Genomic DNA, 24869 nt, shown 5'->3' on the forward strand with positions numbered 1-24869 from the left:
GCTCTGGTGAGATCGTTGCGGAGACATGTGCGTTTCGCGAGCAAGGGCTCCCCGCCCTTGTCATGAATGGAGTTTCACTATGAGCGCTTTCATCCTCACCTGTAACCCTTCTCTGTGGCCCGAGGGCGCCTACGACCACGAATTCCTCCCAGCACAGGCGGAGGCCTTCCGCCGGGGAGGGGCCTTGGAGATGAGTCGTTGGTCGTCCGGGTCGAGGACAGGCGGCCTGGCGGTGGGGGATCGTCTCTACCTGCTCGTGCAGGGCCCCAAGGGGCCCCGAGGCGTCATCGCCAGCGGATGGGTGACTGACCCCGACATCGTCGAAGACGACGCATGGGAGGGGTCGGAAGGACGAAAGAACTACATCGAGGACATCGAGTGGGACGCTTTTCTCTCCAGGGAAGAAGTCTTGAGCCTGGACGAGTTGAAGGTGGTTGCGCCCCTGACGAACTGGCACCCTCAAGGCAGCGGGATCAAGGTCCGAGAGGACGAAGTGGAGGCGTTGGCCGAGGCATGGGACAGGCACCTGGCGGAATTGGGCCACGTCGATCTGACGGGCTTGCCTGGCCCCATCCTGCAGGGGCCCGAACAGGTGACAGAGGTTACGGCCAGCTACGCCCGAGCGCTGCGGACGGTGCGACGCCATCAGAGCGCTTTCCGCACGCTGCTACTTGCTAGCCAGCCTCATGAGTGCGCCTACTGCGGGCTCGCAACGGTCAAGCTGCTCGAGGCAGCCCACATCATTCCGGACGCGCACGGCGGCCCCTCAAGCCTGGAGAATGGTCTGCTCCTTTGCGCCAACCATCACCGAGCGCTGGATAGCGGTCTCCTTAAGTGGGACCAGGACGGACGGACACTCCTCTTGGCGGGAGACATCACGGCGGAAGACGTGGCGCCCTTGCCCTGAACGGACGGCTCCTCGCCATGGGCGTCCGCGCCGCGAACTCACGCCCGGCACGCGCCGCGTCCGCCTCGAGCGTGAGAGAGTCCCAACCATGAGCACATCTCCCCTCGGCGGCGTCCGCGTCGTCAGCCTCGCGCCGAACCTGCCCGGGCCTGCGGCAGCCATGCATTTCGTCCGGCTCGGGGCGCGGGTGACGAAGGTCGAGCCGCCGAGTGGTGACTTCATGGAGGCCGCCGCGCCCGCCTACTACCGCGAACTCACCGCGGGGCAGGGGATCGTCACGCACGACCTCAAGTCCGACGAGGGCAAGGCAGCCGTTGCGGAACTGCTCGCCGACGCCGACATCCTGCTCACCTCGTCGCGCCCGTCGGCCCTCACCAAACTCGGCCTCGGCTGGGACGCCCTGCACGCCGCCCACCCGCGGCTCGTGCACGTCGCCATCGTCGGGCACCCCGGCGACGAAGCCGAGATCGCCGGCCATGACCTCACCTACCAGGCCGTCAACGGAACCCTCGACCCGCCGTCGCTTCCCCGCGTCCTCATGGCCGACCTCGGCGGCGCCGAACGCGCCGTCTCCGCCGGCCTCGCCGCCCTCGTCGAACGCTCCCGCACCGGCACGGGCAGCTACTGCGAGGTTGCCCTCAGCGACGTCGCCTACGATTTCGCCGCCCCCGCCCGTCACGGCATGACGACGCCCGACGGCCCACTCGGCGGCTCGCTGCCGCAATACGCGCTCTACCGAGCATCCGACGGCTGGGTCGCCGTCGCCGCCCTCGAGGGCCACTTCTGGGCCCGCCTACGCGACGCCCTCGACCTGCCCCACGGGCCGGACGCAGCCCGCGCCCTGAGCGCAGCCCTCGCCACCCGCACCGCTTCGGAGTGGGAGGAATGGGCACGCGAACGCGACATCCCGATCGCAGCCTGCGCGGCACCGTCGAAGGGGCAGCACTGATCCACTGACCGGGCGCGGGCGTCAGGCGCGTCGGAGCACCCGCAGCGAGCCGGTCACACTGACTTCCTCGAAGCCCTCAGCCAGCGCCCGCTCCACGACGTGCCAGGGCGCCTGACCGCCGTCATTCGGGTCGGGGAAGACATCGTGGACGGCGAGCAGCCCACCGGGCGTGACGTGCTGCGCGAACGCCGCGTAGTCGTGCTGCGCCATCTCCTCGACGTGGTTGCCGTCGAGGAAGAGGAACTCCACCGGGGTGCTCCACCACGCGGCCACCTGCTCCGTCGTCGCGACGACGGCCGAGACGACATCGCGGACGTGGTCGTCCCAGGTGCGCCGGAAACTCGGCAACGTGTCGAGCAACCCCGAGTGCTCATCCACCATCGACGTGTCGTGCCACTCCCACCCCGGCTGGTTCTCCTCGCTGCCGTGGTGATGATCGACCGTGACGATCTGCGTGCCGCCCACCTCGCGCGCTGCCTGGGCGAGCAACACCGTCGACTTGCCGCAGTACGTGCCGATCTCCAACCACGCGCCGGGGCGAGCGGTGCAGGCCGCCTCGAAGAGCGCACGGCCTTCGTCGAGCGGCATGAAACCCGTCGTCGCGTCGAAGGCGTCGAGCACGTGCTGGGGCAGTTGCGGGGTCATCGTGTCTCCTGCATCGAACGGGGGAGGGCTGAGTCGGTCGAAGGGGCGGACGCTGCGTCACCGGTTGCGGGCCACGTCATCGCGTGGAAGAAGTTCGCCGCCGGCGTGAGGCCGTCGAGGGCGTCGGCGGCGAGCAGCACCGCCCCGGCGGTCCAGCCGGTGCGTTCCTCGGGCCAGATCGCGTCGTCGTCGACGACGCAGCCGGTCCAGTACGCGCCGTTCCCGTCACGCAGTCTTTGGATCTCGGCGAGTACGCGGCGTGCCTGCTCACGCGCCCGCGCCTCGTGACGTGTGCCGTCGAGGCAGCACAACGCCATGACGAGTTCCGCGCCCTCGCCGCCCGTCACCCACGGCCGATCGTCGACGCACCGCACGCCCTTGCCGACCCAGACGAACCGGGCCCAGTCGGCCTCCAGCCGCGCCCACGCGGCGTCACCCGTGAGCGCGCCGCCGAGGACGGGGTAGAACCAGTCCATCGAAAAGCGGTCACGGTCGGCGAAGGCCTCGGGCGCGCGCCGCACCGCCTCAGCAAGCCGGCGTGCGGCCTCGTGCCACTCACCCGGCTCGTGACCCAGACGCCGCGCCAGTGCACACGCCGCCCACAACGACTGCAGGATGCTCGCGTTGCCCGTCAAGAGGGCGTGATCGCCCAGGCCGCCGCGCTCGTTGATTGCCCACGCGATCGTGCCGTCGTCACGCTGCGCCGTCAGGACGTGGTTGATCGCATCGCGCACCATCGGCCAGTAGCGCGCGTCGACCTCGTCGTCACCGGTCGCGAGCACGTAGTGCCACACGCCGACGGCCGGGTAGGCGCACTGGTTCGTGTCGCTCTCGGCGTGGACGACGGCGCCATCACGCACCTCCATCGGCCACGACCCGTCGGGACGCTGGGTATGCGCCAAGTGGTCCAAACCCGCTCGGGCCGCGGCGAGCAACCGCTCACCCTCCACCTCGTCGGTCGCGTCAACGACGACGCCCGAAACCGTCAGGCCCATGAGCGCCTCGGTGTGGTTCCACGCGTCCCACTGCCCACCGGGAAACCACGGCAGCGCGCCGTCGGCACCCTGCATCCGGGCGAGAAACGCGCCGGTCTCGGCGATCTGCGCTGCGGTGAGGGCGGGGGGCATCAGACCTGGGCGGGCTTGCGCAGGTAGACGACGAAGCTCTTGCCCATGACGGGGTTGAGCGCCTTCTCGGCGGTGCGCGTCAGCTTGGGCGCCTTCATCATGTCCCACACGAGCAGGCGGTGGTACGCCTTGACGGCGGGGTTGGTGTCGTTGTCGACCCCCACGGCGCACTTGAGCCACCAGTACGGCGAGTGCAGCGCGTGCGCGTGATGCGTCGCGAACGCCTCCAGCCCCTGACGCTCGAGCCGCTTCGTCAGGTCCGAGCCCTTGTTGATGCGTACGTGGCCGCCCTCGACCTCGTGGTACGGCGCCGACAGCATCCAGCAGATCTTCTCCGGCCAGTACCGCGGCACCGTGACGGCGACGAGCCCACCGGGCTTCGTCACACGCGCGATCTCGGCCATCGCGCTCTCGTCGTCGACGATGTGCTCGAGCACCTCGGAGGCGATGACGCGGTCGAAGCTCGCGTCGTCGAAGGGCATCTGCCGCGCGTCCCCGGCCACGGTGCGGTACGCGCCCGACGCCGGCACCTGACCCTCGGCGTCCATGGCGCCGAACATGGTGGAGACCTCGGCGAGGTCGTCCTCGTTGAGGTCGAACGCTGTGACGTCGCCGCCGCGGCGCAGGGCCTCGTAGCTGTGACGGCCCTGACCGCACCCGACGTCGAGCACACTCATCCCGGGCTCGACGGGGAAACGATCGAAATCAACGGTCAGCACGGGCGATCTCCTGCTCGTAGACACGGACGGTGGCGCGGGCGACGGCCCGCCAACTGTACGTGGATTCCGCACGGGCGCGCCCGTGCATCGCGAATTCGTCCCGCAGGGAGGTATCCGCGAGAAGGCGTTCGATGCCCTCGGCCAGGGCCGTCGTGTCACCCGGCTCGACGAGCAGACCGGCATCACCGCACTCGTCGTCGGGCGTGCCTTCGACGAGCTGCGGCAGTGCACCGACGCGGGAGGCGACGAGCGGCGTCCCGCATGCCATCGCCTCGACGGCCGGCAGCGAGAAGCCCTCGTAGAGGCTCGGCACGACGTGGACCTCGGCGCTCGCGATGAGCTCGGCGAGCTCCTCGTCGCTGATGCCGCTGACGAAGCGGACCTTCTCCTCGATGCCGTGACGCGCGAGCCGCCGTCGTGCGGCGCCGTTCGCCGTGCCGACGACGACGAGTTCGCTCCAGGCTTCCGCGGGCAGCTGCGCCACGGCGTCGAGGAGGACGTCGAGACCCTTGAGCGGAACGTTGGCGCTCGTGATCGTGGTGAGTCGCCCCGCCACCTTCTGCTCCGGCCTCGGCGTGAAGACGTCGACGGCCACGCCCACCGGGACGACGTGGAGGCGCTGCGGGTCCACACCGAACTCGCGGACGATGTCGTCGCGGCTGCCGTCACTCACCGTGATGACGCGGCTGCTCGCGCGGGCGACGCGCGCCTGCATCGGCACGAACGAGTACCAGCGCCACTTCATGTACTTGCGCCACGGCGTGCGCGCATCGGCGATCTCGAGGCGCCGGTCGGCGCTGATCGGGTGGTGGATCGTCGTGACGACCGGCAGCCCGGCGCGTTCGATGGCGAGAATGCCGGGCGCGAGGGTCTGATTGTCGTGCAGGACATCGAACTCGCGGACGCGCGGTGTGAGAAGGCGACGCAGGCGACGCCCGAAGGTGCGCGGCTCGGGGAAGGTGCCCGAGAGCATCCCGGCGAACTCGGCGACGTCAAGGGCGTCACGGAACTCCGAGCGCGCGGGGCGGCGGAATGGGTTCTCGTCGTTGTAGAGGTCGAGGCTCGGCACCTTCTCGAGGCGCACGCCCTCGTCGAGTTCGGGGTAGGGCTGGCCGGAGAACACCGTCACCTCGTGGCCGAGCGCCACGAGCTCGCGGCTGAGGTTGCGCACGTAGATGCCCTGCCCGCCGCTGTGCGGTTTGCTGCGGTAGGAGGACAGGGCGATGCGCATCGTGACGAGTCCTTCGGCCGTGGGGGACGGGTGGCTTCGCACGTACTGTACGGCGCCGCAACCGAGCCGGATGTCAGGGCCGGCATTCTCCGACGGGCCGGAGAAACCCACCGGGCGCCAAACCACTGTCGACTCGATCGTCCGTATAGCCTCTCGATGGTTTTCAGGTCACCCATGTGAAGGAGCGTCCGTGTCGTCAGCGTCAGCACCCGCCACGCCGAGCGGGCTCGCCCCGAGGAACTCGGTGATGAGCAACATCGCCCGCGGCAGCCTCGGCAACCTCATCGAGTGGTTCGACTTCTACAACTACGCCGTCTTCACCACCTACATCGCGAGCAACTTCTTCGCGAAGGGTGACGAGACACAGGCGATGCTCGACACCTGGGCCGTCTTCGCCATCACCTTCCTCATGCGGCCGATCGGCTCCTGGTTCTTCGGCCGCTTCGCCGATCGCCGCGGGCGCCGCGCCGCCCTGACGACGTCGGTGCTCCTCATGGCGCTCGGCACCCTCCTCATCGGCGCGGCGCCGACGTACGAACAGATCGGTATCTGGGCCACGGTTCTCCTGTGGGTGGGACGCGCGATCAGTGGCTTCAGCGTCGGCGGTGAGTACGGCACCACGGCGGCGTACATGTCGGAGATCGCCACCCCGAACCGTCGCGGCTTCTACTCGAGCTTCCAGTACGTCACCCTCGTCGGAGGGCAGGTGCTCGCCGCACTGTTGCAGGTCCTTCTCCTCCAGGTCCTGACGAAGGATCAGATGCACGACTGGGGTTGGCGCATCCCGTTCTTCATCGGAGCCGTCGGCGCGCTCGCCGTCCTGTGGCTGCGTCGCGGCATGGACGAGACGGCCACGGCCGCCGTCGAGGGCCAGGCCAAGCAGCCGGGATCGCTCGGCGTCCTGCTGCGCGAGTACTGGCGTCCGTTCGTCATCGTCATCGGCCTGACGATCGGCGGAACGACCTCGTTCTACGTCTACACGACGCTCATGCAGAGCTACATGAAGAAGGTGGCCGGCCTCGACGCCGACACCGTGGCCACCGTCAATCTCTGCGCCCTGGCGATCTTCATGGTCATCCACCCGTTCTACGGCATGCTGTCGGACCGCATCGGACGCCGCACGATGCTGCTCATCTTCGGCGTCGGTTCCCTGCTCATCACGTGGCCGGTGCTCGGCGCGATCCGCTCGGTCGAGTCCGCGCTCACGGCGTTCGGACTGCAGTTGTTCGCCCTGCTCGTCGTGGGGTTCTACACGTCGGTCAACGCCGTCGTGAAGGCCGAGCTGTTCCCGACGCGCATCCGAGCCCTGGGCGTCGGTCTGGGCTACGGCTTGGCCAACGCACTCTTCGGCGGCACCGCGCCGTACATCGGTACGTGGTTCGCCTCGAACGGCAACGAGAAGGGCTTCCGCGTCTACCTCCTGTGCTGCGTCGCCGTTTCGCTCGCTGTCTTCCTGTGGGGGCTGCGCAACAAGGAGTTCAGCCACCTCGACCGCGACTTCGGTTCGGCCTGGGGCCACGACGAGGACGGCCGGCATGCGGTGAAGGAACCGGCCGACACCACGGCTCGTTGATGCGGTGAGGGGCGTCGACTCGACCTCGATGCCGAAGAAGTCTCACCAGGAAGGATGACGACGATGTCCGACCTCACACGCTGCGCTGCGGTGGGCGCAGCCGGCGCCCTCAGCGGACTCCTGCCGATCGGCAAGCTCCACGGCGCGGGCCGCGTCGCCTACGTCGCGATTCCGGGCGCTCTGGGCGCCGGTGCTGCGACCTACCTGCTGCGGGAGGAGCCCATGAACAAGCGGGTCGCAGCGGGTGCGCTGACGGGCGGCGCGCTTATGCTCGGCCAGTCGCTCGCCGTCACGCTCGATCGCGCGGCCGTTGGGTGGCTGGACCAACGCGGTGTCGCCCGTCTCCGCCTCGTCATCGCGGGTGTCTCCGCCGTCATCGGCGCCGTGGTGGAGTACCTGGACGACGAGTCGGCGGCAACCGACGCCACCTGAACCGGCGACGACGCAGCTGGGCAGACCTGCCTGCTCGTGGGCAGTGTTCAACTCGGCCCGATCGCAGGAAAGTCTGCCCAGCGCCCCCGCGGGGTGTGGGCCACCCGACACACCGCAGGCGGGAAGGGATAGCGCGGCTCGGATGTTTGAATGAACGTCGACCCACAATCTTCCCGAGGAGCAGCCCCCGTGGCCACCATTGACCTCACCGGTGAGAAGTTCACCGAGACCATCGAAAAGAACGACATCGTCCTTGTCGACTTCTGGGCGGCCTGGTGCGGCCCGTGCCGTCAGTTCGCGCCCGTCTTCGACGCGGCCAGCGAGAAGCACGACGACATCGTTTTCGCGAAGGTCGACACCGACGCCGAGCAGGAGCTCGCCGCCGCTGCGAACATCCAGTCGATCCCGACGCTCATGGCGTTCCGTGACGGCCTCATGGTCTTCTCCAACTCCGGCGTGCTGCCGGCGAACGCCGTCGACGATCTCATCCGTCAGATCCGTGAACTGCCCATGGACGACATCCGCGCGCAGATGGAGGCCGAAGCCAAGGGTGCAGCCCCGGCCGGCGGCGGCTGCGGTTGCGGCGGCTGCAACTGCGGAGCCAACAACGGCTGACCCCGTGGTCATTACCGACGCGATGTCATCGAGCGCCTCCAACGCCCCATCGGGGAGCTGTTGCCCACCCACATCGGCCGGATCCGCACGGTGCGTCTCGGTCTCATGATCGGCGGCGCCGTCGCACTCGTGCCGTGGGTGCTCTACGTCAGCCTCACGCTGCCCGTGCAGTACGAGGTGCACAACTGGCGCTACACGTGGGTCGGTTTCGATCTCTTCCTCGCCGCGCTCATGGCACTCACCGCCTACTGCGGATGGCGACGCAAGCAGGTCGTCATGCCGCTGTCGTTCGCCACGGGCGTCCTGCTCGCGTGTGACGCCTGGTTCGACGTCATGACGGCGGCGCCAGCGGAGCGTGGCGGATCCCTGCTGTCGGCGGGCTTGCTCGAGTGGCCGCTCGCGTTTGTCATGATCGCCGGATCGCTGCGTCTGTTGCGCGGCGGCACTGCGCAGCTATCGCCTCGACGAGGGAGACTCGCTGTGGAACCTCAGTATTCCTGCCGCCTGGGTGGAGCGGACGCACCGTCACTGAGGCGTGTCAGGATGGCGCAATGACTTCGTCGTCCCCGATCGCAGCTCACCTCGTCCTCGGCACGATGTACTTCGGTACGAAGACGGACGAGGCCACCTCGTTCGCCCTCATGGACCGCTACGTCGAGGCCGGCGGCACGGTGCTCGACACGGCCAACTGCTACGCGTTCTGGGCGAATCCGAGCGGCGCCGGCGGGCAGAGTGAAGCGACGCTCGGCGCGTGGCTCCGGGCCAACCCCGGGGTGCGCGACGGGCTCGCGATCGCGACGAAGGTGGCCCAGGAGCCCGTGCGTCCCGGCGACTTCACCGAGTGGGAGGGCCTTGCGCCCGAGGTCATCGCCACGCAGTTCGAACGCAGCCGTGAGCGCCTCGGCGTCGACGTGATCGACCTCTACTGGGCCCACGGCGAGGACCGTGCCACGCCCCTGGCGGACGTCGTGGCCGCCATGGGCGCCCTGCACGCGAACGGCTCGGCGAGGCGTCTCGGCGTGAGCAACCACCCGACGTGGCGTGTCGAGCAGGCACGCATGCTCGCCGAGCAGCAGGGCGTCGAACCGTGGACGGCGCTGCAGCTCACGACGAGCTACGTGCGCCCCCGACCGGACACCCAGGTGCCGGGCAAGGACCACCGCTTCGGCTTCGTCACCGACGAGACGATCGACTACCTGCAGACTCACCCCGAGATGGAGTGCTGGGCCTACAGCCCGCTCGTGCAGGGCAGTTACGACCGCGCCGACCGCCCGTTCCCCGACGTCTACGACCACCCGGGGACGACGGCGCGTCTCGCAGCTCTCGCCGAGGTGGCCGAGGCGCACGGTGCCAAGCCGGGGCAGGTCGTGCTCAGCTGGCTCGTGCAGAGCGAGCCCAGCATGCGACCGATCGTCGGCGTCAGTTCACTCGAGCAGCTCGACGAGGCGCTCGCCGCGCCTCAGCTCACCCCCGACGAGATGGCAAAGCTCAACGCGGCGAGCTGAGCCTCACGAGCGACGGGTCATTCGGCACGCACGACGACCATCGCGATGCCGATGCGTCCTTCGACGCCGAGCTTGCGCTGGATCGTCGCGACGTGTTGCTTGACCGTGCTCTCGCTGAGGAACAGCTCGGCAGCGATGGCCGGGTTCGTGCGTTCCGCCGCGACGAGCCGGGCGATCTCGACCTCCCGCTCGCTCAACCCTTGAAGCAGGCGACGTGCCTCACGACGCCCCTCGCCTCCGCCGTCGAGGTAGCCCGAGCGCAGGTGACCCGCGCTGCGCGCCGACATCGGGCTCTCGCCCGCGTGCGCTGCACGAACAGCGTCGTACAGCTCCTTGCTTGCGGCCGACTTGAGGATGAAGCCCACCGCTCCCGCGTCCATCGCGCGCGGCACGTACTCCTTCTCGTCGAACGTCGTGAGGATGACGACGCGCGGCGGGTGGGGCCGCTTCGTCAGCGCGGCGGTGGCGTCGATGCCGTTGAGGCGTCGCATCTGCACGTCCATGAGAACGACGTCCGGGTGATAGGCCGTGACGGCGTCGATGACCTCGTCGCCGTCGGAGGCGGTGGCGACCAGGGCGATGTCGGGGGCGCCCTTGAACATGACGCGCACGAGGTCGAGCACCATCGGGTCGTCATCGACCGCGAGCACGCGGATGGGTTGTTCGGCGTTCGTCATGGGCGCTCTCTTCGCGTCGGGAGTGTGGTGAGTCATCGGGGCAGGTGCCAGGGCAACCTCGCCGTGGCGGTGTAGGTGCGGCCGTCGTCGCTCGGCCCGGCCCAGAACTGGCCACCGAGATCGTTGGCTCGCCGTCCGATGCCGGCCAGGCCACTCTGGCTGCCGGTACCCGAACCGCCGGGAGCCATCGGAGTCTCGGTGGAGATGACGAGCCCGTCCCGTGGGTTGCCGTGGATGCTCAGGCGGACGAGGTTTCCGGGGGAGTGCTTGCGTGCGTTCGTCAGCAACTCGGTGGTGATCCGGTACGCGCTGCGCGACACGACCGGATCGAGTGGCTTGCTCTGGTCGACGAAGACGTTCGACGAGACGGGGGTGCCCGCGTCGATGCACTCGGTGACGAGCGTTGCGATGTCGGCCAGTTCGTACGGGCGCTCGCCGGCCTGCGGCCCGTGACGCAGGATCGACAGCAGAGAACGCAGATCGTTCATCGACCCGGCGGCACCCTGTTGGATCTGCCGCGCTCGATCTTCGACCTCCGGCGCCCCGGCTGCCTGTGCCTCGATCTCGAGCGCGTTGGCCTGCATGGCCAGGATGCTCAGCCGGTGACCGAGAACGTCGTGCACCTCGCGGGCGAGAGCTTCGCGGTCGTTTTGCTCGGCGATGCGGCGCCCGAGGTCGTCGGCCTCGGCTCGGGCCGCCTCCGCGCGGTGACGGTGGACGTCGGTGTCTGCCCGGCTGCGCCGCAGGAGGGCTGTGCCGACGAAGAGCGCGACGAGCAGGCCTGCCACGAGGAGCACCTGCCACCACGGCATGGCGGGCCAGGTACCCGCGCTGCCGTCCGGGTGTTCGAAGCTGTTCCAGAAGCTCTTGCCACTCGCCGTTCCACGGGTGTCGCGCCACACGGCCACGATCGTCGCGACGCCGGCCAGAACGGGCACACCCCAACGGGCCCGAACGTCCGGGTGCCAGACGACGACGCTCGCCGCCCCGATGAGCGCGGGCAAGCTGTCGGTGGGCAACACGAGGGGCGGCAGACACGCCACGAGTGCTGTGACGAGCAGTGCGCGCGGGGAGCGCAGTCGGAAACACAGCATCACCGCCGCCGCGACGGAGACGAGAAAGGCGCTCAGCGTCAGATTGCCCGCAGGCTGGCCGGGTGCCGAGTCGTAGAGGCGCATGTCGGCCGCGCCCGCGGCGAGTGCAGCCGAGCCGACGGTGGCGACGACGATGCCGACGTTCGTCCACACGCGGCGCGTGCGAGCACCTTGCCCCGAAGGGGCATGCCCGGCGTGCGGGCCGGTGAGCGTTGGCTGTGTCACATCGCACACCCTAGGGGTGAGCACCGACACCGTGTGTCGGACCGGGCACGCCGATCGGGCAGAAGTGTCAGGAACGTCCGGCCCACGTGCCGAGCGTCGCGTGCCAGCGTCCGATGAGTCGCTGCGTCACCACACCTTCGACCTCGAAGGGGTCATCGTCGAGCAGGCGGGCCGCCTCGCCCGCGTCCGCCGCCTCGAGGAGCAACAGGCCCTGCGGCATGCCCTCACCGCTCAGCTGGCCGGAGGCCAACAGGCGTCCACTGGCTTCGAGTTCCTGGAACCAGGCATAACGGGCCGGACGCAGCGCGCTGAGGCGCCGCTCGTCGTCGACATACGTGTAGGTCACCGCGAAGATCGTCATGGCGTGACCGTAGACCTGCGGTGCGGCACGATGCTGCGTACGTCCGCACCGAGCGCAGGAGCCCCATGAGCACCCACCCCGCCGACTCCCACGAGATCATCCGCGTCGAAGGCGCGCGGGAGAACAACCTCAAGGACGTGAGCGTCGAACTGCCGAAGCGGCGCCTCACCGTCTTCACCGGCGTCAGCGGCTCGGGCAAGAGCTCGCTCGTGTTCAAGACGATCGCGGCCGAGAGCCAGCGCATGATCAACGAGACCTACTCCTCGTTCGTCCAAGGCTTCATGCCGACGCTCGCGCGCCCCGACGTCGATCTCCTCGAAGGGCTCACGACGGCGATCATCGTCGACCAGGAGCGTCTCGGCGCGAACCCGCGCTCGACGGTCGGCACGGTCACCGACGTCAACGCGATGCTGCGCATTCTCTTCAGCCGCCTCGCCACCCCGAGCATCGGCGGGCCGCGCGCGTACTCGTTCAACGTCGCCTCGGCGAGCGGCGTCGGCTCGCTCAAGAAGGCCGACGGCACACGTGAGAAGCGCGAGTTCAGCGTCACCGGCGGCATGTGCCCGCGCTGCGAGGGCCGCGGCAGCGTGAGCGACTTCGACCTCGACGAACTGTTCGACGCCGAGAAGTCGCTCGCCGAGGGCGCGCTGCGCGTGCCGGGCATGTCGATGGACGGCTGGTACGGGCGCATCTTCGCCGGTTCCGGCTACTTCGACATGGACAAGCCGCTCAAGAAGTACTCCAAGAAGGAGATGGACAACCTCCTTCACCAGGAGCCGACGAAGATCAAGGTCGAGGGCATCAACCTCACGTACGAGGGTGTCATCCCGAAGATCCAGAAGTCGATGTTGAGCAAGGACGTCGAGGCGATGCAGCCGCACATCCGCGCGTTCGTGGAGCGGGTCGTCGTCTTCCGCACGTGCCCCGAGTGCGACGGCACGAGGCTCACGGAGGGTGCTCGCACCTCGAAGATCGGCGCGTACTCGATCGCCGACGTGTGCGTTATGCAGATCACCGACGTCGCCGAGTGGGCGAAGAGCCTCGACGAGCCGTCCGTAGCACCGCTGCTCGACGGGCTGACGGAGACACTCGACTCGTTCGTGCAGATCGGTCTGGGTTACCTCTCCCTCGAACGCCCCTCGGGCACGCTGTCGGGCGGCGAGTCGCAGCGCGTCAAGATGATCCGCCACCTCGGAAGCTCGCTCACCGACGTCACGTACGTGTTCGACGAGCCGACCGTCGGCCTGCACCCGCACGACATCGAGAACATGAACGACCTGCTGCGGCGCCTGCGCGACAAGGGCAACACGGTGCTCGTCGTCGAGCACAAACCGGAGACCATCGCCATCGCCGACCACGTCGTCGACCTCGGCCCCCGCGCAGGCAGCGAGGGTGGCCGCATCATGTTCGAGGGCACCGTCGAAGGCCTCGCCGGGTCCGACACGCTGACCGGCCGCCACCTGCACGATCGCGTCACGCTCAAGGAAGCGACGCGCAAGGCGACGGGCGCCCTCGAGATCCGCGGCGCGAACTCGCACAACCTGCGCGACGTCGACGTCGACGTTCCCACCGGTGTGCTCGTCGTCGTGACGGGCGTGGCCGGCTCGGGCAAGTCGACCCTCGTCCACGGCGGGCTGGGCGGGCGAGACGACGTCGTCGCCGTCGACCAGAGCGCCATCAAGGGCTCGCGCCGCTCCAACCCGGCGACGTACACGGGCCTGCTCGACCCGATCCGCAAGGCGTTCGCCAAGGCCAGCGGCGTCAAGCCGGCCCTGTTCAGCGCGAACTCCGAGGGCGCATGCGAGGCGTGCAAGGGTGCCGGCGTCATCTACACCGACCTCGGCATCATGGAGACCGTCGAGACGCCGTGTGACGTCTGCGAGGGCAAGCGCTTCAAGCCCGAGGTGCTGGAGTACGAGCTGGGTGGCAAGAACATCGCCGACGTGCTCGCTCTCTCCGTCGCCGACGCCCTTGCCTACTTCCGGGGCGAGACGAGCGACGGCGCCGCGAAGGTGCCGGCCGCCGTCAAGGTCCTCGAACGCCTCGACGACGTGGGCCTCGGCTACGTGAAGATCGGTCAGCCGCTCACGACGCTCTCGGGCGGGGAACGTCAGCGTCTCAAGCTCGCCACGCACATGGGTGACAAGGGCGGCACTTACATCCTCGACGAGCCGACCACGGGTCTGCATCTCGCGGACGTCGAGCAGTTGTTGTCGCTGCTCGACTCCCTCGTCGACGCGGGCAAAAACGTCATCGTCATCGAGCACCACCAGGCCGTCATGGCGCACGCCGACTGGATCATCGACCTCGGCCCGGGCGCCGGCCACGACGGTGGCTGTGTCGTGTTCGAGGGCACGCCCGCCGACCTCGTCGCAGATCGTTCGACGCTCACGGGCAAGCACCTCGCGGAGTACGTCGGCGCCTCCTGAGCCGGTGATGCCCGATCGGGCAGGGGCAGTGTGCCCGATCGGGCGATGTGCGGCAGGTGCGGCGCGCGGGAGTCTTTCCCTGCCGCCGAACACCGGCTCGAACGGGTGAGAACCCGCCGGGCACACCCGGGCAGAAGCGGCATCTCACAACCGCTTTCGGCGATCTCGCCGACCTCTTCCCCGGAGTGCACAGATGAACGACAACACCAGCATGGGCAACGGCGCGAGCCAGCAGAACCACCTGAACGGCCAGTGGCAGGGCCAGCCCGGTCAGCAGGGTCAGGGCCAGTACGGCCAGTACGGCCAGCCGCAGGGCGGCTACCAGCAGGGCCCGCCCCAGGGCGGCTGGCAGCAGGCACCGCAGCCCAAGAAGAAGAACTGGTTCCTGCGGCACAAGATCCTCACGGCGATTCTCGCTCTGTTCCTCATCGGTAGCATCGCATCGGCTTCCGGTGGCGGGTCGAAGGGCAGCGACTCGGCGTCCAGCTCCGACAACTCGTCGTCCGACTCAGCAGCCAAGAGCGACGACAAGAAGTCGGACGAGAAGAAGTCCGAGAAGAAGGACGAGGAGAAGAAGGACGAGGGCGACAAACTCCCGGCCGTCGGTACCCCCGTGCGTGACGGAAAGTTCGAGTTCACCATCACGAAGGTCGAACGCGGTAAGACGACTGCCGGATCGAATGAATTCCTTCAGGAGACGGCCCAGGGCGAGTACACGTATGTCTACGTCACAGTGAAGAACATCGGTGACCGGGCCCAGATGATGAGTGAATCGGACCAGAAGGCCTTCAGCTCTACTGGCCAGCAGTTCTCGACCGATACCTCGGCGAGCTTGGCTCTTGACGGGGACAACGACTTCTTCCTCACGGACATCAACCCCGGTAACCAGGCCAAGGGCATTCTTGTCTTCGATGCCCCGAAGGGTACGAAGCTCACGCAGATCGAACTGCACGACTCCTTCCTCTCCGGTGGTGTTAAGGCGTCCTTGTGACGCCGACCTCCTGAGGCGCGGGTGGCGAAACCGCCACCCGCGCTCGGCGGTTCGCGCTCTTTCCCCGCCCGCTCTCGCGGCCGACGGCCGTCGACTCCCTGCTCGCAGCGGGATGCGGCAGGGCTCTTGGGGAAGAGGGAGGGGCGCCATCCGTTCGCGGGTGGCGCCCTTTCGCCGTCCGACGCGCCCCACACGTCACCGGTTCAGAGGAATTCCACAGGTAAGGTGAGGGCTTGTTGTCGGTGCGCAGTGCTTGAGTGAAGTCACGTCGGTGTGCGTGTAACCTCCCGCACCCACCGACTGCCCCATTCCGACGACGGAGACCAGCGATGACGAGTCAGGCGGACGCCCCCGGCATCACCAGCTTTACCGACGACCAACTCGTGCGCGTTGCACGCCTTTTCGCGAGCGATGCATCCCTCGCAACGCACCTCGACGACCTGCCTGCCGACGCAGGCCGTCGTCGTGTCTCGCTCGCGAGCACGCCGCACCTCGAGATGTGGGCCATCACGTGGCCGCTCGGGTCGTCGAGCGGTTGGCACGACCACGGGGTCGCCTCCGGTGCGTTCGTCGTCGTGCACGGTGCACTGCTCGAGGAGGTGGCTCTCCCCACGGGCGAGGTGGTGACCACTGTGGTCACGGCTGACGAGCACCGTTCTCTTCCACCCGGACTCATCCACCGCACCAGTGCGTTCGGCGACTCCCCGGCACTCACGGTGCACGCGTACTCGCCGTCGCTCGCCGGGGCCCGCACGTTCGAACCGGAGCAGTTGGGCCCCACTGCCTGAGCGTGGACGGCGCCCGGCCCCGGACAGCGCGGCCGCCATAATGACCGGCATGACGACCCCTTCCGTCACTGCCAACGACCCCGTTCACGCCTGCGTCCCATGCGGGGCCGCGACCCGCACGAGAGCGGTCGTGTCGCGAGCACCCTGGAGTTGCTGTTCGACCTGACGGTCGTCGTCGCCGTCGCGACGGGCGCCTCGCAACTCGCGCACTGACTGGCCGAAGGGCATGTGACGACCGGCGTGGGGGCCTTCGTCTTCACGAGCTTCGGCATCATCTGGGCGTGGATCAACTACTCGTGGTTCGCGAGTGCCTACGACACCGACGACTGGCTGTACCGCCTGCTGACGGTGGGCCCAGCCGCTGCGTCGAGCGCCGCGAGCACCTCGGTGACGGGTTTCTCGTCTGGCTCGAAGTACGTCCAGTAGGCAGCGTGTCCCATGGCCGCAATGCTCGCCATTTTCTGCGGCGGGTACAGGACTCCCGCATGGGCCGCTGCGATCTGTGCCTGGCCGTCACCGAGGTGGATGACGTAGCGCTCGTCGCCCATGTCCGCGACCACGCTGGGGCGCGCTGCGATGGAACCCAATCGCGACCTGGCGCTCGCAAAGACGTGCACGAGGACGCTGCGCTGTGGCCGCTCGGGTGGAGCGAGCAGTTCGAGGTGCCGGTGGAAGCGCACCGCGTCGCCGACCTCGAGCGGTAGTGGCTCGTGGTGCCACAGCCACTCGTCGAAGGCATTCTGGAAGCGCACACGTACATGCAGGCCGGCAATCTGCGAAACCTCGCCTCGTCGCCAACCGGTCGTCGTCTCAATTCCCTTCAGGCCGTGACGCCAATAGATGCCGTGCCCGCTGCCACGGACGGCGCACGAACCCGTGGAGGGTCGGCAAGATGAAGGTCGACTCATGACCAGAAGGTAGCGACGACCACCGACAACGCCGGAAACTCGCGCATTCACCTGTGGTTCGTCGCGAGTGCCACGTACCCTGGCGCAATGGCGAATGTGGAGACGACGATCACCGGGGGCATCGCCCACGTCAAGCTCAACCGACCCGACAAGCTGAACGGCCTCACCCTGCCGATGCTCGGCGAACTCGTGGCCGCCGCGCATCACGTGCGTACCAACAAGGCGGTGCGCGCCGTCGTCATCTCGGGCGAAGGGCGCTCGTTCTGCGCCGGTCTCGACTTCGGTTCGGTCAACAAGGCGCCGGCGAAGATCATCCCCGCGTTCATCCCGCGCCCCTGGCGCGGCACGAACACCTTCCAGGAGGCGTGCTGGGCGTGGCGCCGCGTGCCGGTGCCCGTCATCGCCGCCGTTCACGGCCACTGCTACGGCGGCGGTCTACAGATCGCGCTCGGCGCCGACTACCGCTACACGACCTCCGACTCCGAGTGGTCGGTGCTCGAGGGCAAGTGGGGTCTCATCCCCGACATGTCGGGCGTGCAGTCCCTCAAGGAACTCGTCGGCATCGACGTGGCGAAGAAGCTCACGATGACGGCCGAGATGTTCTCCGGCGAGCGCGCCGTCGCACTCGGCCTCGCCTCCGAGGTGAGCGGTGACCCCCTCGCGTCGGCCATGGAACTCGCTCACGACCTGACGACGAAGTCGCCCGATCAGCTCGCCGCCGCGAAGCGTCTGTTTAACCGCTCGTGGAACGCCTCGGCGCGTACGACGTTCCGCCGGGAGCGCGCCGAGCAGCTCGTGCTCCTCGTGTCGCAGAACACGGCGAAGGCTCGCAAGGCAGCGTTCGCCAAGGCGGGCGCTCGCGCCGAGGCGCGCGCGGCCGTCAAGTACAGCCCGCGCGTCCTGCCGTAAACGCGTGCAGGGATGAAATCCGCCCTTCGTGTGCCCAAGCCGAGGGCTTGTGCGCAGGAAGGGCGGATTTCATCCGTAGAGGGGTGGACGCCTGTCAGAACAAGCCGGTGACAGCGCCCTCGGAGTCGACGTCGATGGCCAGCGCGGCCGGCTTCTTCGGCAGACCCGGCATCGTCATGAGGGAGCCGCAGACGAAGACGACGAAGCCCGCACCGGCGGCCAGGCGCACCTCGCGCACCTCGACGACGTGGTCCGACGGGGCGCCGCGTTCGGCGTCGTCGGTCGTGAACGACTTCTGCGTCTTCGCGATGCACACGGGAAGGTGGCCGTAACCCTCGTCCTCGAACTGGGCGATCTGCTTGGCGACGGCCGAGGGGATCTCGAGTCGCTCCGCGCCGTAGATGCGCTGGGCGACCGTCTCTGCCTTCGCCGCGAGCCCGAGGTCGTCGCCGTAGGTGAACGACAGCTCCGGCTTCTGGCCGGACGTGATCTCGACGAGGGCCTTCGCGAGCCCCGCCGCGCCCTTGCCGCCGTCGGCGAAATGGGTGCAGATCTCCACCTTCACGCCGAGCCCCTCGACGTGTTTCGTGAAGGCCTCGATCTCGGCGTCGGTGTCACTCGGGAAGCGGTTGACGCCCACGACGACGGGCAGGCCCCACACGTCGCGGATGTTCGCGAGGTGGCGCTCGATGTTGCTCATGCCGGCGAGCATCGCTTCGACGTTCTCCGTCGTGAGGTCGGCGACGGCCACGCCGCCGTGATACTTCATCGAGCGCACCGTCGCGACGAGGACGACGGCGTCCGGGCGCAGGCCGGTGAAGCGGCACTTGAGGTCGATGAACTTCTCCGCGCCGAGGTCGGCGCCGAAACCGGCCTCCGTCACGGTCCAATCGGCGTGCGCGAGGGCGGTCTGCGTCGCCGTCACCGAGTTGCAGCCGTGCGCGATGTTGGCGAACGGGCCACCGTGGACGAAGGCGGGGTTGCCCTCGAGCGTCTGGACGAGGTTGGGCGCAAGCGCGTCGGCGAGCAGCGCCGCCATGGCGCCGTGGACGCCCAGGTCGGCTGCCGTGACGGGCGCCTTGGCGTACGTTCGTGCGACAACGATGCGACCGAGGCGTTCCTTGAGGTCGTCGATCGAGGTGGCGAGGCAGAAGATGGCCATGACCTCACTGGCGACGACGATGTCGAAGCCGGATTCGCGGGGCACGCCGTTCGTCGGGCCCCCGAGGCCGATGACGATGTCGCGCAGCGCGCGGTCGTTCATGTCGAGCACGCGTTTGAAGGTGATGCGGCGCGGGTCGATGCCGAGCGCGTTGCCCTGCTGCAGGTGGTTGTCGAGCACCGCTGCGAGCAGGTTGTGTGCGGTGGCGATGGCCGCGAAGTCACCGGTGAAGTGAAGGTTGATGTCCGTCATCGGGTTGAGCTGGGCGCGCCCTCCGCCGGCGGCCCCGCCCTTCATCCCGAAGACGGGCCCCATGCTCGGCTCACGCAGCGCGGCTGCGGCGGACTCGCCGATCTGCGCGAGCCCGTCGACGAGGCCCACCGTGGTCGTCGTCTTGCCCTCGCCGGCCGGGGTCGGGCTCGTCGCGGTGACCAGCACGAGCTTGCTGCCCTCACGCCGGTCGCGCCCCTGAACGTACGGCAGCGAGACCTTGGCCTTGTGCGGGCCGTAGCGGAAGATCTCGGACTCGGGAATGCCGATCTTCGCCGCGATGTCCTCGATGGGCTGCATAGGGGAGGCGGCTGCGATCTCGACGTCGCTGGGCATGTCGTTCCTCGTGGGCTCGGCTGATCGCGCTCGCGAGTGTGAGCACCGTCACCGACGTTACCTGTTGCGCAACCCCTGTTGTCACAACCGCCCGAGGGTAGCCGCAGCGAACATGAGGGCAGCGAGTGTCTCGCCATCGGTGATCTCCCCGTCGGCGACGAGACGCGTGAGGTCGCGCCACGGAACGGCTCGAACGGCGGAGATCCCTTCGGCCTTCTGCTCACGGGCTGCCCTCTCGGCGTCCTCGACACTGGCCGGGGCCTGCAAGCCCGTGGCGAGAAAGACGTGCTCGGGGGCGTCGCACACTCCGTTGAGTGCGTTCATGCGCCCGATTTCGCGCCACTCGCGGGCCGTGTAGCCGGTCTCCTCGACGAGCTCACGCTGCGCTGCGAGCAGCAGGTTCTCACCGTCGCTGCCGCCGGCCGGTACCTCGAGTGACATCGCCTGGGTGGGGTAACGGTAGAGCGAGACCATGAGGACTTCGTCCTCGTCCGTCATCGCGACGACGAACACGGCCGGATTGCGCATGGTGACGACGCCGTACACGCCTTCGCCGCCGTCGGGGCGCACGACGGCGTCCTCCCGGACGCTGATCCACGGGTTGGTGTACTTCGGGGTGCTCGAGCGCGTGGTCCAACAGCCGGAGTGCGTCATGACTAGACCGTAGCCAACGGCCCCCGCCGTGGCGTCACCGCGGGGCGCCGGCACCTGCCTCGCAGGCGTCCTCGGTGGGTTCTGACATGCTGGGAACCATGAACTTCCGTTCCCTGTACGCGCACGGATTCGCCCGCGTCGCGGCGGTCACTCACCCCATTGCGCTCGCCGACCCGATGACGAACGCCGAGCGCGTTCTCGAGTCGATGCGTGAGCTGCACGACGAGGGTGTGGCGGCCGCGGTCTATCCCGAACTCAACCTCTGCGGTTACAGCGTCGAGGACCTCGTCATGCAGGACGTGCTGCTCGACGACGTGCTGCGCGCGATCGCCGCCGTCGTCGACGGTTCGCGCGGGCTCACGCCCGTCGCCGTCATCGGCGCGCCGATTCGTAAGGGCCAGCGCCTCTACAACTGCGCAGTCATCGTCAAGGAGGGTGAGGTTCTCGGCGTCGTGCCGAAGAGCTACCTGCCCAACTACCGCGAGTTCTACGAGAAGCGCTGGTACGCGTTCGGCGAGGATCAGCGCGGTGAGCACGTCGACCTCGGCGAGGAACTCGGCGAGGTGCCCTTCGGTCCCGACCTCATCTTCCGAGCACTCGACCTGCCGGATCTGGCCATCCACGTCGAGATCTGCGAGGACGTGTGGGTGCCGATCCCGCCGTCGTCCGAGGCGGCCCTCGCGGGTGCGAGTGTCCTCATGAACCTGTCCGGTTCGCCCATCACCGTCGGTAAGTCCGCCCAGCGCAGCCTCACGGTTCAGGGCCAGTCGTTCCGCACGCTGTCGGCGTACGTCTACGCGGCCAGCGGCGAGGGCGAGTCGACCACCGACCTCGCGTGGGACGGCCAGACGATGATCTACGACCAGGGCACCCTGCTCGCCGAGACTCAGCGCTTCCCCGAGGGCCCGCGCTCCAGCGTCGCGGACATCGACCTCGGTGCCATCCGCCAGGCGCGCCAGCGCTACGGCAGCTATGACGACAACCGCCTGAGCTTCGGCCCGGCGCGACCGCTGCGCGAGGTGCCGTTCGAGCTCGGTGTGCCGGACGCCGACCTCGGTCTCAAGCGCGAGATCGAGCGCTTCCCGTTCGTGCCCGCCGACGAAGCCCGCCTCGCCCAGGACTGCTACGAGGCGTACGAGATCCAGGTCAGCGCACTCGAGCAGCGCATGCGCTCGATCGGCCAGCCGAAGATCGTCATCGGTGTCTCGGGTGGTCTCGACTCGACGCACGCCCTCATCGTCGCGGCCAAGGCGATGGACCGCCTCGGACGCCCGCGCACCGACATCCTGGCGTACACGATGCCGGGCTTCGCGACGAGCGACCACACGAAGTCGAACGCGTACAAGCTCGGCGAGACGCTCGGCGTCACGTTCGAGGAGGTCGACATCCGCCCGATGGCCACGCAAATGTTGAAGGATCTCGGCCACCCGTTCGGGCGCGGTGAGGAGGTCTACGACGTCACGTTCGAGAACGTCCAGGCCGGTCTGCGCACCGACTTCCTCTTCCGTATCGCCAACAGCAAGGGCGGCATCGTCCTCGGCACGGGTGACCTGTCGGAGCTCGCACTCGGCTGGTGCACCTACGGCGTCGGTGACCAGATGTCGCACTACGGCGTCAACGCCGGCGTCCCGAAGACGCTCATGCAGCACCTCGTGCGCTGGGTGGCTTCGAGCGACCAGTTCGACGAGCGCGTCGGCGAGACGCTGTTGTCGATCCTCGACACCGAGATCACGCCCGAGCTCGTGCCGACGAAGGAGGGCGAGACGCCGCAGTCGACCGAGGCGAACATCGGCCCGTACAACCTGCAGGACTTCACGCTCTACCACGTGCTCTCGCAGGGCTTCCGCCCGAGCAAGATCGCGTTCCTCGCCATGCACGCCTGGGACGATGTCGACGACGGCCGTTGGCCGGCCGGTTTCCCTGAGGACAAGCGCCCGGTCTACTCCCTCGAGGAGATCCGTCACTGGCTCGAGGTGTTCTACAAGCGCTTCTTCAGCCAGCAGTTCAAGCGCTCGGCGCTGCCGAACGGACCGAAGGTGAGCGCCGGCGGTGCATTGTCTCCCCGCGGCGACTGGCGCATGCCGTCCGATGCCTCGGGCAAGGCCTGGCTCGACGAGCTGGAGCGCAACGTTCCTAAGGCCTGACCGCAGGCCCGGACGGCGTTGACGACGGAACTGCCCACGCCCCCAAAGGGGGAGCGTGGGCAGTTCGTTCGCCTCGTGGGGGCGGGCCGACCTCGCGCGGTCAGCCGGCGAGGGCTTGGTCGTCCTCCTTGGGCGGCAACCAGTAGCCGAGCGTCTTGATGCAGTCGCGACGAAGGCCTGCCGCGCGCAGCTTCTTCGTCAGGGCGCGGGTCGTGACGGTGTCGCAGGCGCCCCACGCGAACAGGCGCGTGCAGGTGGCCTCGGTGGCGTGCAGGTTCGTGCGTTCGCCTGGCGCCTCGTCTGCAGCGACGAACGCGGCGACCTCCGCATCGACGGCATCGAGCAGGCCCTGACCGTTGTCGGTGCGACGCACCCAGCGCAGCGAATCCTGAGGGCGCAGCCGAACCGGCAGCGCGCGGTCCTCGGGGTGTACCCACTCGAGGACGACAGTGGTCGGCGCGGCGCTCACGGCGTCGAGGAGCGAGTTGATCGCCGGCAGGGAGGCGGTGTCTCCGACGAGGAGGTGACGGTCGACGTCGTCGCAGTCGGGCAAGGACGGTTCCGACCCGTAGAGGCTGGCCTCGATCTCGTCGCCGGGGACGGTCTGCTGCGCCCAGCGGGCGGCAGCGCCGTCGTGGATGGCGAACTCGAGCCAGAAGGTGTCGGTCTCGACGTTGGGGTCGACGAGCGTGTAGGCGCGTTGGTGGCCGGCGCCGGTTCCCGTGGGATCGGTGAACCACAGGCGCACCCACATCGTGGGGTACGGGGCATGAGTGCGCAGGAATCCGTTGCCTGCGCAGCGCACGCGCTGGCAGGTGTCGCTGACGCGCTCGGTTTCGAGGACGGTGAAGACGAAGTCCTGCGCGCGAAGGTCGGCCAGGATCCGGCCGGCCTCACCGCGATCGACTGGGCGCAACGCGCGAGCGCGTGCGGTGGCCGGGGTCATCATCGACGCCTTCCGTCTCGACTGTGGGTGCGGGCGTTGCATCGAGCAACGCATGTGAGGTTAGCATTGCCTAACTCACGTTGCCCGGCATTGCGTCACGTCGACGTGACGTAACTGCTTATCTGCTGTTGTCCCTTCATCGAAAGGTCCCCCGTGATCAACCGCCGTGGTTTCCTCGCCCTCGCCACCGCAGGCACTGCCGCCACCGCCCTGGCCGCCTGTGGCACCGGCTCGTCGTCCGACGAGTCGTCGGAGAGCAAGAGCTCGGGTGGGGGCGCCGGGTCTGGCTTCCCCGTCGAGGTCAAGCACGCCTTCGGTACGACGAAGATCGAGAAGGCCCCGACGAAGGTCGTCGTCGTCGGGTGGGGTGACGCCGACGTCGTCGCCGCCCTCGGCGTCGCGCCGGTCGCGGCACCCGAGGTGACGTGGGGCGCCAACGCGAACAAGTCCACCGACTGGCTCGACGCTCAGCTCAAGAAGATCGGGGGCAAGGCTCCGGCGCGCTTCAGCGACAAGGACGGCACGCCCGTCGACAAGATCGCGACGTACCAGCCCGACCTCATCCTCGGAACGAACTCGGGTCTGACGAAGGAGCAGTACGACAAGCTCTCGAAGATCGCACCCACGGTCGCGTACCCGAAGGTCGCCTGGGGCACGTCCTGGCAGGAGTCGACGACCATGATCGCGACCGCTCTGGGCAAGAAGGCCGAGGGCGAGAAGCTCATGGCCGAGACCAAGAAGAAGATCAGCGACGCCGTCGCCAAGTACCCCGAGCTCAAGGGCAAGACGGCCTCGTGGGTCTACTTCACGCCGACGAACCTCAACACGGTGGGTGTCTACACCCCGAGCGACAACCGTCCGCGCACCCTCGCCGAGTTCGGCCTGCCCGACGGTGACGGAATCGCCAAGCAGACGAAGAGCAGCAAGTCGTTCTTCGTCGACCTCTCTGCCGAGAAGGCCGCGCAGATCGACTCGGACATCGTCGTGTTCGACGAACTGCAGGGCGCCGAGCCGAGCAAGATCAAGAGCAACGCCCTGCTGGGCAAGATCCCGGCGATCAAGAACGACACGTTCGTCTCGATCAAGGAGCAGAAGCCGTCCGCGGCGATGTCCGGCCCGACCGTGCTGTCGATCCCGGTCGCTCTCGAGACGTTCCTGCCGCAGCTCGCCGCCGCGGCCAAGAAGGTCAAGTAAGTACCTCGAATGACGGCTGCGCGCGTTCCGCATCGCGGTGCGCGCGCAGCCGCATTCGATGTGGTCACTAGCCTCGAT

At 68.3% G+C, this 24869-nt stretch carries 24 protein-coding genes; 14 read left to right on the forward strand and 10 right to left on the reverse strand.

Features of this window, described 5'->3' with window-relative positions; genetic code table 11:
* Positions 1-79 precede the first annotated feature (79 nt).
* Together IM689_RS11360 and IM689_RS11365 are read left to right on the forward strand one after the other, a co-directional pair.
* Positions 80-907: an HNH endonuclease gene (locus IM689_RS11360; RefSeq protein WP_193644058.1), complete on the forward strand. Its 828-nt coding sequence runs from the start codon at positions 80-82 to the stop codon at positions 905-907.
* Between the two features lie 88 nt (positions 908-995).
* Complete coding sequence (locus IM689_RS11365; protein WP_193644059.1) at positions 996-1856, forward strand: CoA transferase; 861 nt, start codon at positions 996-998, stop codon at positions 1854-1856.
* Between the two features lie 21 nt (positions 1857-1877).
* Here the strand turns inward: IM689_RS11365 and IM689_RS11370 are convergent, their stop codons facing one another.
* The 4 genes from IM689_RS11370 to IM689_RS11385 are packed head-to-tail and all read right to left on the reverse strand — an operon-like array spanning position 1878 to position 5578.
* A complete protein-coding gene (locus IM689_RS11370) occupies positions 1878-2501 on the reverse strand; it encodes a class I SAM-dependent methyltransferase (protein WP_227484751.1) in 624 nt (207 codons plus the stop codon).
* A complete protein-coding gene (locus IM689_RS11375; protein WP_193644060.1) occupies positions 2498-3628 on the reverse strand; it encodes a glucosidase family protein in 1131 nt (376 codons plus the stop codon). The genes IM689_RS11370 and IM689_RS11375 overlap by 4 nt, the downstream gene beginning before the upstream one ends.
* Complete coding sequence (locus IM689_RS11380) at positions 3628-4347, reverse strand: class I SAM-dependent methyltransferase (protein WP_193644061.1); 720 nt, start codon at positions 4345-4347, stop codon at positions 3628-3630. The genes IM689_RS11375 and IM689_RS11380 overlap by 1 nt, the downstream gene beginning before the upstream one ends.
* A complete protein-coding gene (locus IM689_RS11385; RefSeq protein WP_193644062.1) occupies positions 4334-5578 on the reverse strand; it encodes a glycosyltransferase family 4 protein in 1245 nt (414 codons plus the stop codon). The genes IM689_RS11380 and IM689_RS11385 overlap by 14 nt, the downstream gene beginning before the upstream one ends.
* A 247-nt stretch (positions 5579-5825) precedes the next feature.
* Here IM689_RS11385 and IM689_RS11390 point away from each other — a divergent pair, with 247 nt between their 5' ends.
* From IM689_RS11390 to IM689_RS11410, 5 genes are all read left to right on the forward strand, one after another.
* Positions 5826-7151 carry an MFS transporter gene (locus IM689_RS11390; protein ID WP_193644063.1) on the forward strand — a complete coding sequence of 442 codons (1326 nt, stop codon included), beginning with the start codon at positions 5826-5828 and terminating at the stop codon, positions 7149-7151.
* A 63-nt stretch (positions 7152-7214) separates the two neighbouring features.
* Complete coding sequence (locus IM689_RS11395) at positions 7215-7583, forward strand: hypothetical protein (protein ID WP_193644064.1); 369 nt, start codon at positions 7215-7217, stop codon at positions 7581-7583.
* A 189-nt stretch (positions 7584-7772) separates the two neighbouring features.
* On the forward strand, positions 7773-8198 hold the full coding sequence (trxA, locus tag IM689_RS11400) for a thioredoxin (RefSeq protein ID WP_193644065.1): 426 nt from the start codon (positions 7773-7775) through the stop codon (positions 8196-8198).
* A gap of 60 nt (positions 8199-8258) precedes the next feature.
* A complete protein-coding gene (locus IM689_RS11405; protein ID WP_227484752.1) occupies positions 8259-8753 on the forward strand; it encodes a hypothetical protein in 495 nt (164 codons plus the stop codon).
* Positions 8750-9703, forward strand: coding sequence for an aldo/keto reductase (locus tag IM689_RS11410; protein WP_193644066.1), 954 nt, complete (start codon positions 8750-8752; stop codon positions 9701-9703). The genes IM689_RS11405 and IM689_RS11410 overlap by 4 nt, the downstream gene beginning before the upstream one ends.
* A gap of 17 nt (positions 9704-9720) precedes the next feature.
* Here IM689_RS11410 and IM689_RS11415 read toward each other — a convergent pair whose 3' ends face one another.
* The 3 genes from IM689_RS11415 to IM689_RS11425 form a co-directional block, all read right to left on the reverse strand.
* Positions 9721-10380: a response regulator transcription factor gene (locus IM689_RS11415; RefSeq protein ID WP_193644067.1), complete on the reverse strand. Its 660-nt coding sequence runs from the start codon at positions 10378-10380 to the stop codon at positions 9721-9723.
* Positions 10381-10412: 32 nt separating this feature from the next.
* Positions 10413-11699 (reverse strand): sensor histidine kinase, encoded by a 1287-nt coding sequence (locus tag IM689_RS15070; protein WP_193644068.1) that lies wholly within the window; start codon positions 11697-11699, stop codon positions 10413-10415.
* Between the two features lie 67 nt (positions 11700-11766).
* Entirely contained in the window at positions 11767-12060 is a 294-nt protein-coding gene (locus tag IM689_RS11425; protein ID WP_193644069.1) for a YciI family protein, read from the reverse strand.
* A gap of 65 nt (positions 12061-12125) precedes the next feature.
* Between IM689_RS11425 and IM689_RS11430 the strand changes: the two genes are divergently transcribed.
* The 5 genes from IM689_RS11430 (at position 12126) to IM689_RS11455 (ending at position 18085) form a co-directional block, all read left to right on the forward strand.
* Entirely contained in the window at positions 12126-14489 is a 2364-nt protein-coding gene (locus IM689_RS11430) for an ATP-binding cassette domain-containing protein (protein ID WP_193644070.1), read from the forward strand.
* Between the two features lie 193 nt (positions 14490-14682).
* Entirely contained in the window at positions 14683-15480 is a 798-nt protein-coding gene (locus IM689_RS11435; RefSeq protein ID WP_193644071.1) for a DUF4352 domain-containing protein, read from the forward strand.
* 329 nt (positions 15481-15809) lie between these two features.
* Positions 15810-16268: a cysteine dioxygenase gene (locus IM689_RS11440; RefSeq protein WP_193644072.1), complete on the forward strand. Its 459-nt coding sequence runs from the start codon at positions 15810-15812 to the stop codon at positions 16266-16268.
* Positions 16269-16508: 240 nt separating this feature from the next.
* Positions 16509-16694 carry a low temperature requirement protein A gene (locus tag IM689_RS11445; RefSeq protein ID WP_319803870.1) on the forward strand — a complete coding sequence of 62 codons (186 nt, stop codon included), beginning with the start codon at positions 16509-16511 and terminating at the stop codon, positions 16692-16694.
* 569 nt (positions 16695-17263) lie between these two features.
* Positions 17264-18085, forward strand: a complete 822-nt coding sequence (locus IM689_RS11455) for a crotonase/enoyl-CoA hydratase family protein (RefSeq protein ID WP_193644073.1) — start codon at positions 17264-17266, stop codon at positions 18083-18085.
* Between the two features lie 94 nt (positions 18086-18179).
* Here the strand turns inward: IM689_RS11455 and IM689_RS11460 are convergent, their stop codons facing one another.
* Both IM689_RS11460 and IM689_RS11465 read right to left on the reverse strand, forming a co-directional pair.
* Positions 18180-19853, reverse strand: a complete 1674-nt coding sequence (locus tag IM689_RS11460) for a formate--tetrahydrofolate ligase (protein WP_193644074.1) — start codon at positions 19851-19853, stop codon at positions 18180-18182.
* A gap of 81 nt (positions 19854-19934) precedes the next feature.
* Entirely contained in the window at positions 19935-20507 is a 573-nt protein-coding gene (locus tag IM689_RS11465; protein ID WP_187037024.1) for an NUDIX domain-containing protein, read from the reverse strand.
* A 98-nt stretch (positions 20508-20605) separates the two neighbouring features.
* On the opposite strand from IM689_RS11465, the gene IM689_RS11470 reads away from it, so the two are divergent.
* Positions 20606-22651 (forward strand): NAD(+) synthase, encoded by a 2046-nt coding sequence (locus IM689_RS11470; protein ID WP_193644075.1) that lies wholly within the window; start codon positions 20606-20608, stop codon positions 22649-22651.
* A 100-nt stretch (positions 22652-22751) separates the two neighbouring features.
* On the opposite strand, the gene IM689_RS11475 is transcribed toward IM689_RS11470, so the two are convergent.
* A complete protein-coding gene (locus IM689_RS11475; RefSeq protein ID WP_193644076.1) occupies positions 22752-23597 on the reverse strand; it encodes a siderophore-interacting protein in 846 nt (281 codons plus the stop codon).
* Between the two features lie 153 nt (positions 23598-23750).
* Here IM689_RS11475 and IM689_RS11480 point away from each other — a divergent pair, with 153 nt between their 5' ends.
* A complete protein-coding gene (locus IM689_RS11480) occupies positions 23751-24791 on the forward strand; it encodes an iron-siderophore ABC transporter substrate-binding protein (RefSeq protein WP_193644077.1) in 1041 nt (346 codons plus the stop codon).
* The last annotated feature ends 78 nt before the right edge of the window (positions 24792-24869 follow it).

Source organism: Dermacoccus barathri (genome assembly GCF_015070805.1).
Classification (GTDB): domain Bacteria; phylum Actinomycetota; class Actinomycetes; order Actinomycetales; family Dermatophilaceae; genus Dermacoccus; species Dermacoccus abyssi.

Excerpts from the sequence above, each read along its gene's own strand:
- IM689_RS11435 (WP_193644071.1), top strand. The coding sequence starts at position 14,683 with ATGAACGACAACACCAGCATGGGCAACGGCGCGAGCCAGCAGAACCAC.
- IM689_RS11370 (WP_227484751.1), bottom strand. The coding sequence starts at position 2,501 with ATGACCCCGCAACTGCCCCAGCACGTGCTCGACGCCTTCGACGCGACG.
- IM689_RS11360 (WP_193644058.1), top strand. The coding sequence starts at position 80 with ATGAGCGCTTTCATCCTCACCTGTAACCCTTCTCTGTGGCCCGAGGGC.
- IM689_RS11440 (WP_193644072.1), top strand. The coding sequence starts at position 15,810 with ATGACGAGTCAGGCGGACGCCCCCGGCATCACCAGCTTTACCGACGAC.
- IM689_RS11415 (WP_193644067.1), bottom strand. The coding sequence starts at position 10,380 with ATGACGAACGCCGAACAACCCATCCGCGTGCTCGCGGTCGATGACGAC.
- IM689_RS11425 (WP_193644069.1), bottom strand. The coding sequence starts at position 12,060 with ATGACGATCTTCGCGGTGACCTACACGTATGTCGACGACGAGCGGCGC.
- IM689_RS11475 (WP_193644076.1), bottom strand. The coding sequence starts at position 23,597 with ATGACCCCGGCCACCGCACGCGCTCGCGCGTTGCGCCCAGTCGATCGC.
- IM689_RS11385 (WP_193644062.1), bottom strand. The coding sequence starts at position 5,578 with ATGCGCATCGCCCTGTCCTCCTACCGCAGCAAACCGCACAGCGGCGGG.
- IM689_RS11455 (WP_193644073.1), top strand. The coding sequence starts at position 17,264 with ATGGCGAATGTGGAGACGACGATCACCGGGGGCATCGCCCACGTCAAG.
- IM689_RS11465 (WP_187037024.1), bottom strand. The coding sequence starts at position 20,507 with ATGACGCACTCCGGCTGTTGGACCACGCGCTCGAGCACCCCGAAGTAC.
- IM689_RS11375 (WP_193644060.1), bottom strand. The coding sequence starts at position 3,628 with ATGCCCCCCGCCCTCACCGCAGCGCAGATCGCCGAGACCGGCGCGTTT.
- IM689_RS11365 (WP_193644059.1), top strand. The coding sequence starts at position 996 with ATGAGCACATCTCCCCTCGGCGGCGTCCGCGTCGTCAGCCTCGCGCCG.
- IM689_RS11410 (WP_193644066.1), top strand. The coding sequence starts at position 8,750 with ATGACTTCGTCGTCCCCGATCGCAGCTCACCTCGTCCTCGGCACGATG.
- IM689_RS11470 (WP_193644075.1), top strand. The coding sequence starts at position 20,606 with ATGAACTTCCGTTCCCTGTACGCGCACGGATTCGCCCGCGTCGCGGCG.
- IM689_RS11390 (WP_193644063.1), top strand. The coding sequence starts at position 5,826 with ATGAGCAACATCGCCCGCGGCAGCCTCGGCAACCTCATCGAGTGGTTC.
- IM689_RS11460 (WP_193644074.1), bottom strand. The coding sequence starts at position 19,853 with ATGCCCAGCGACGTCGAGATCGCAGCCGCCTCCCCTATGCAGCCCATC.
- IM689_RS11395 (WP_193644064.1), top strand. The coding sequence starts at position 7,215 with ATGTCCGACCTCACACGCTGCGCTGCGGTGGGCGCAGCCGGCGCCCTC.
- IM689_RS11430 (WP_193644070.1), top strand. The coding sequence starts at position 12,126 with ATGAGCACCCACCCCGCCGACTCCCACGAGATCATCCGCGTCGAAGGC.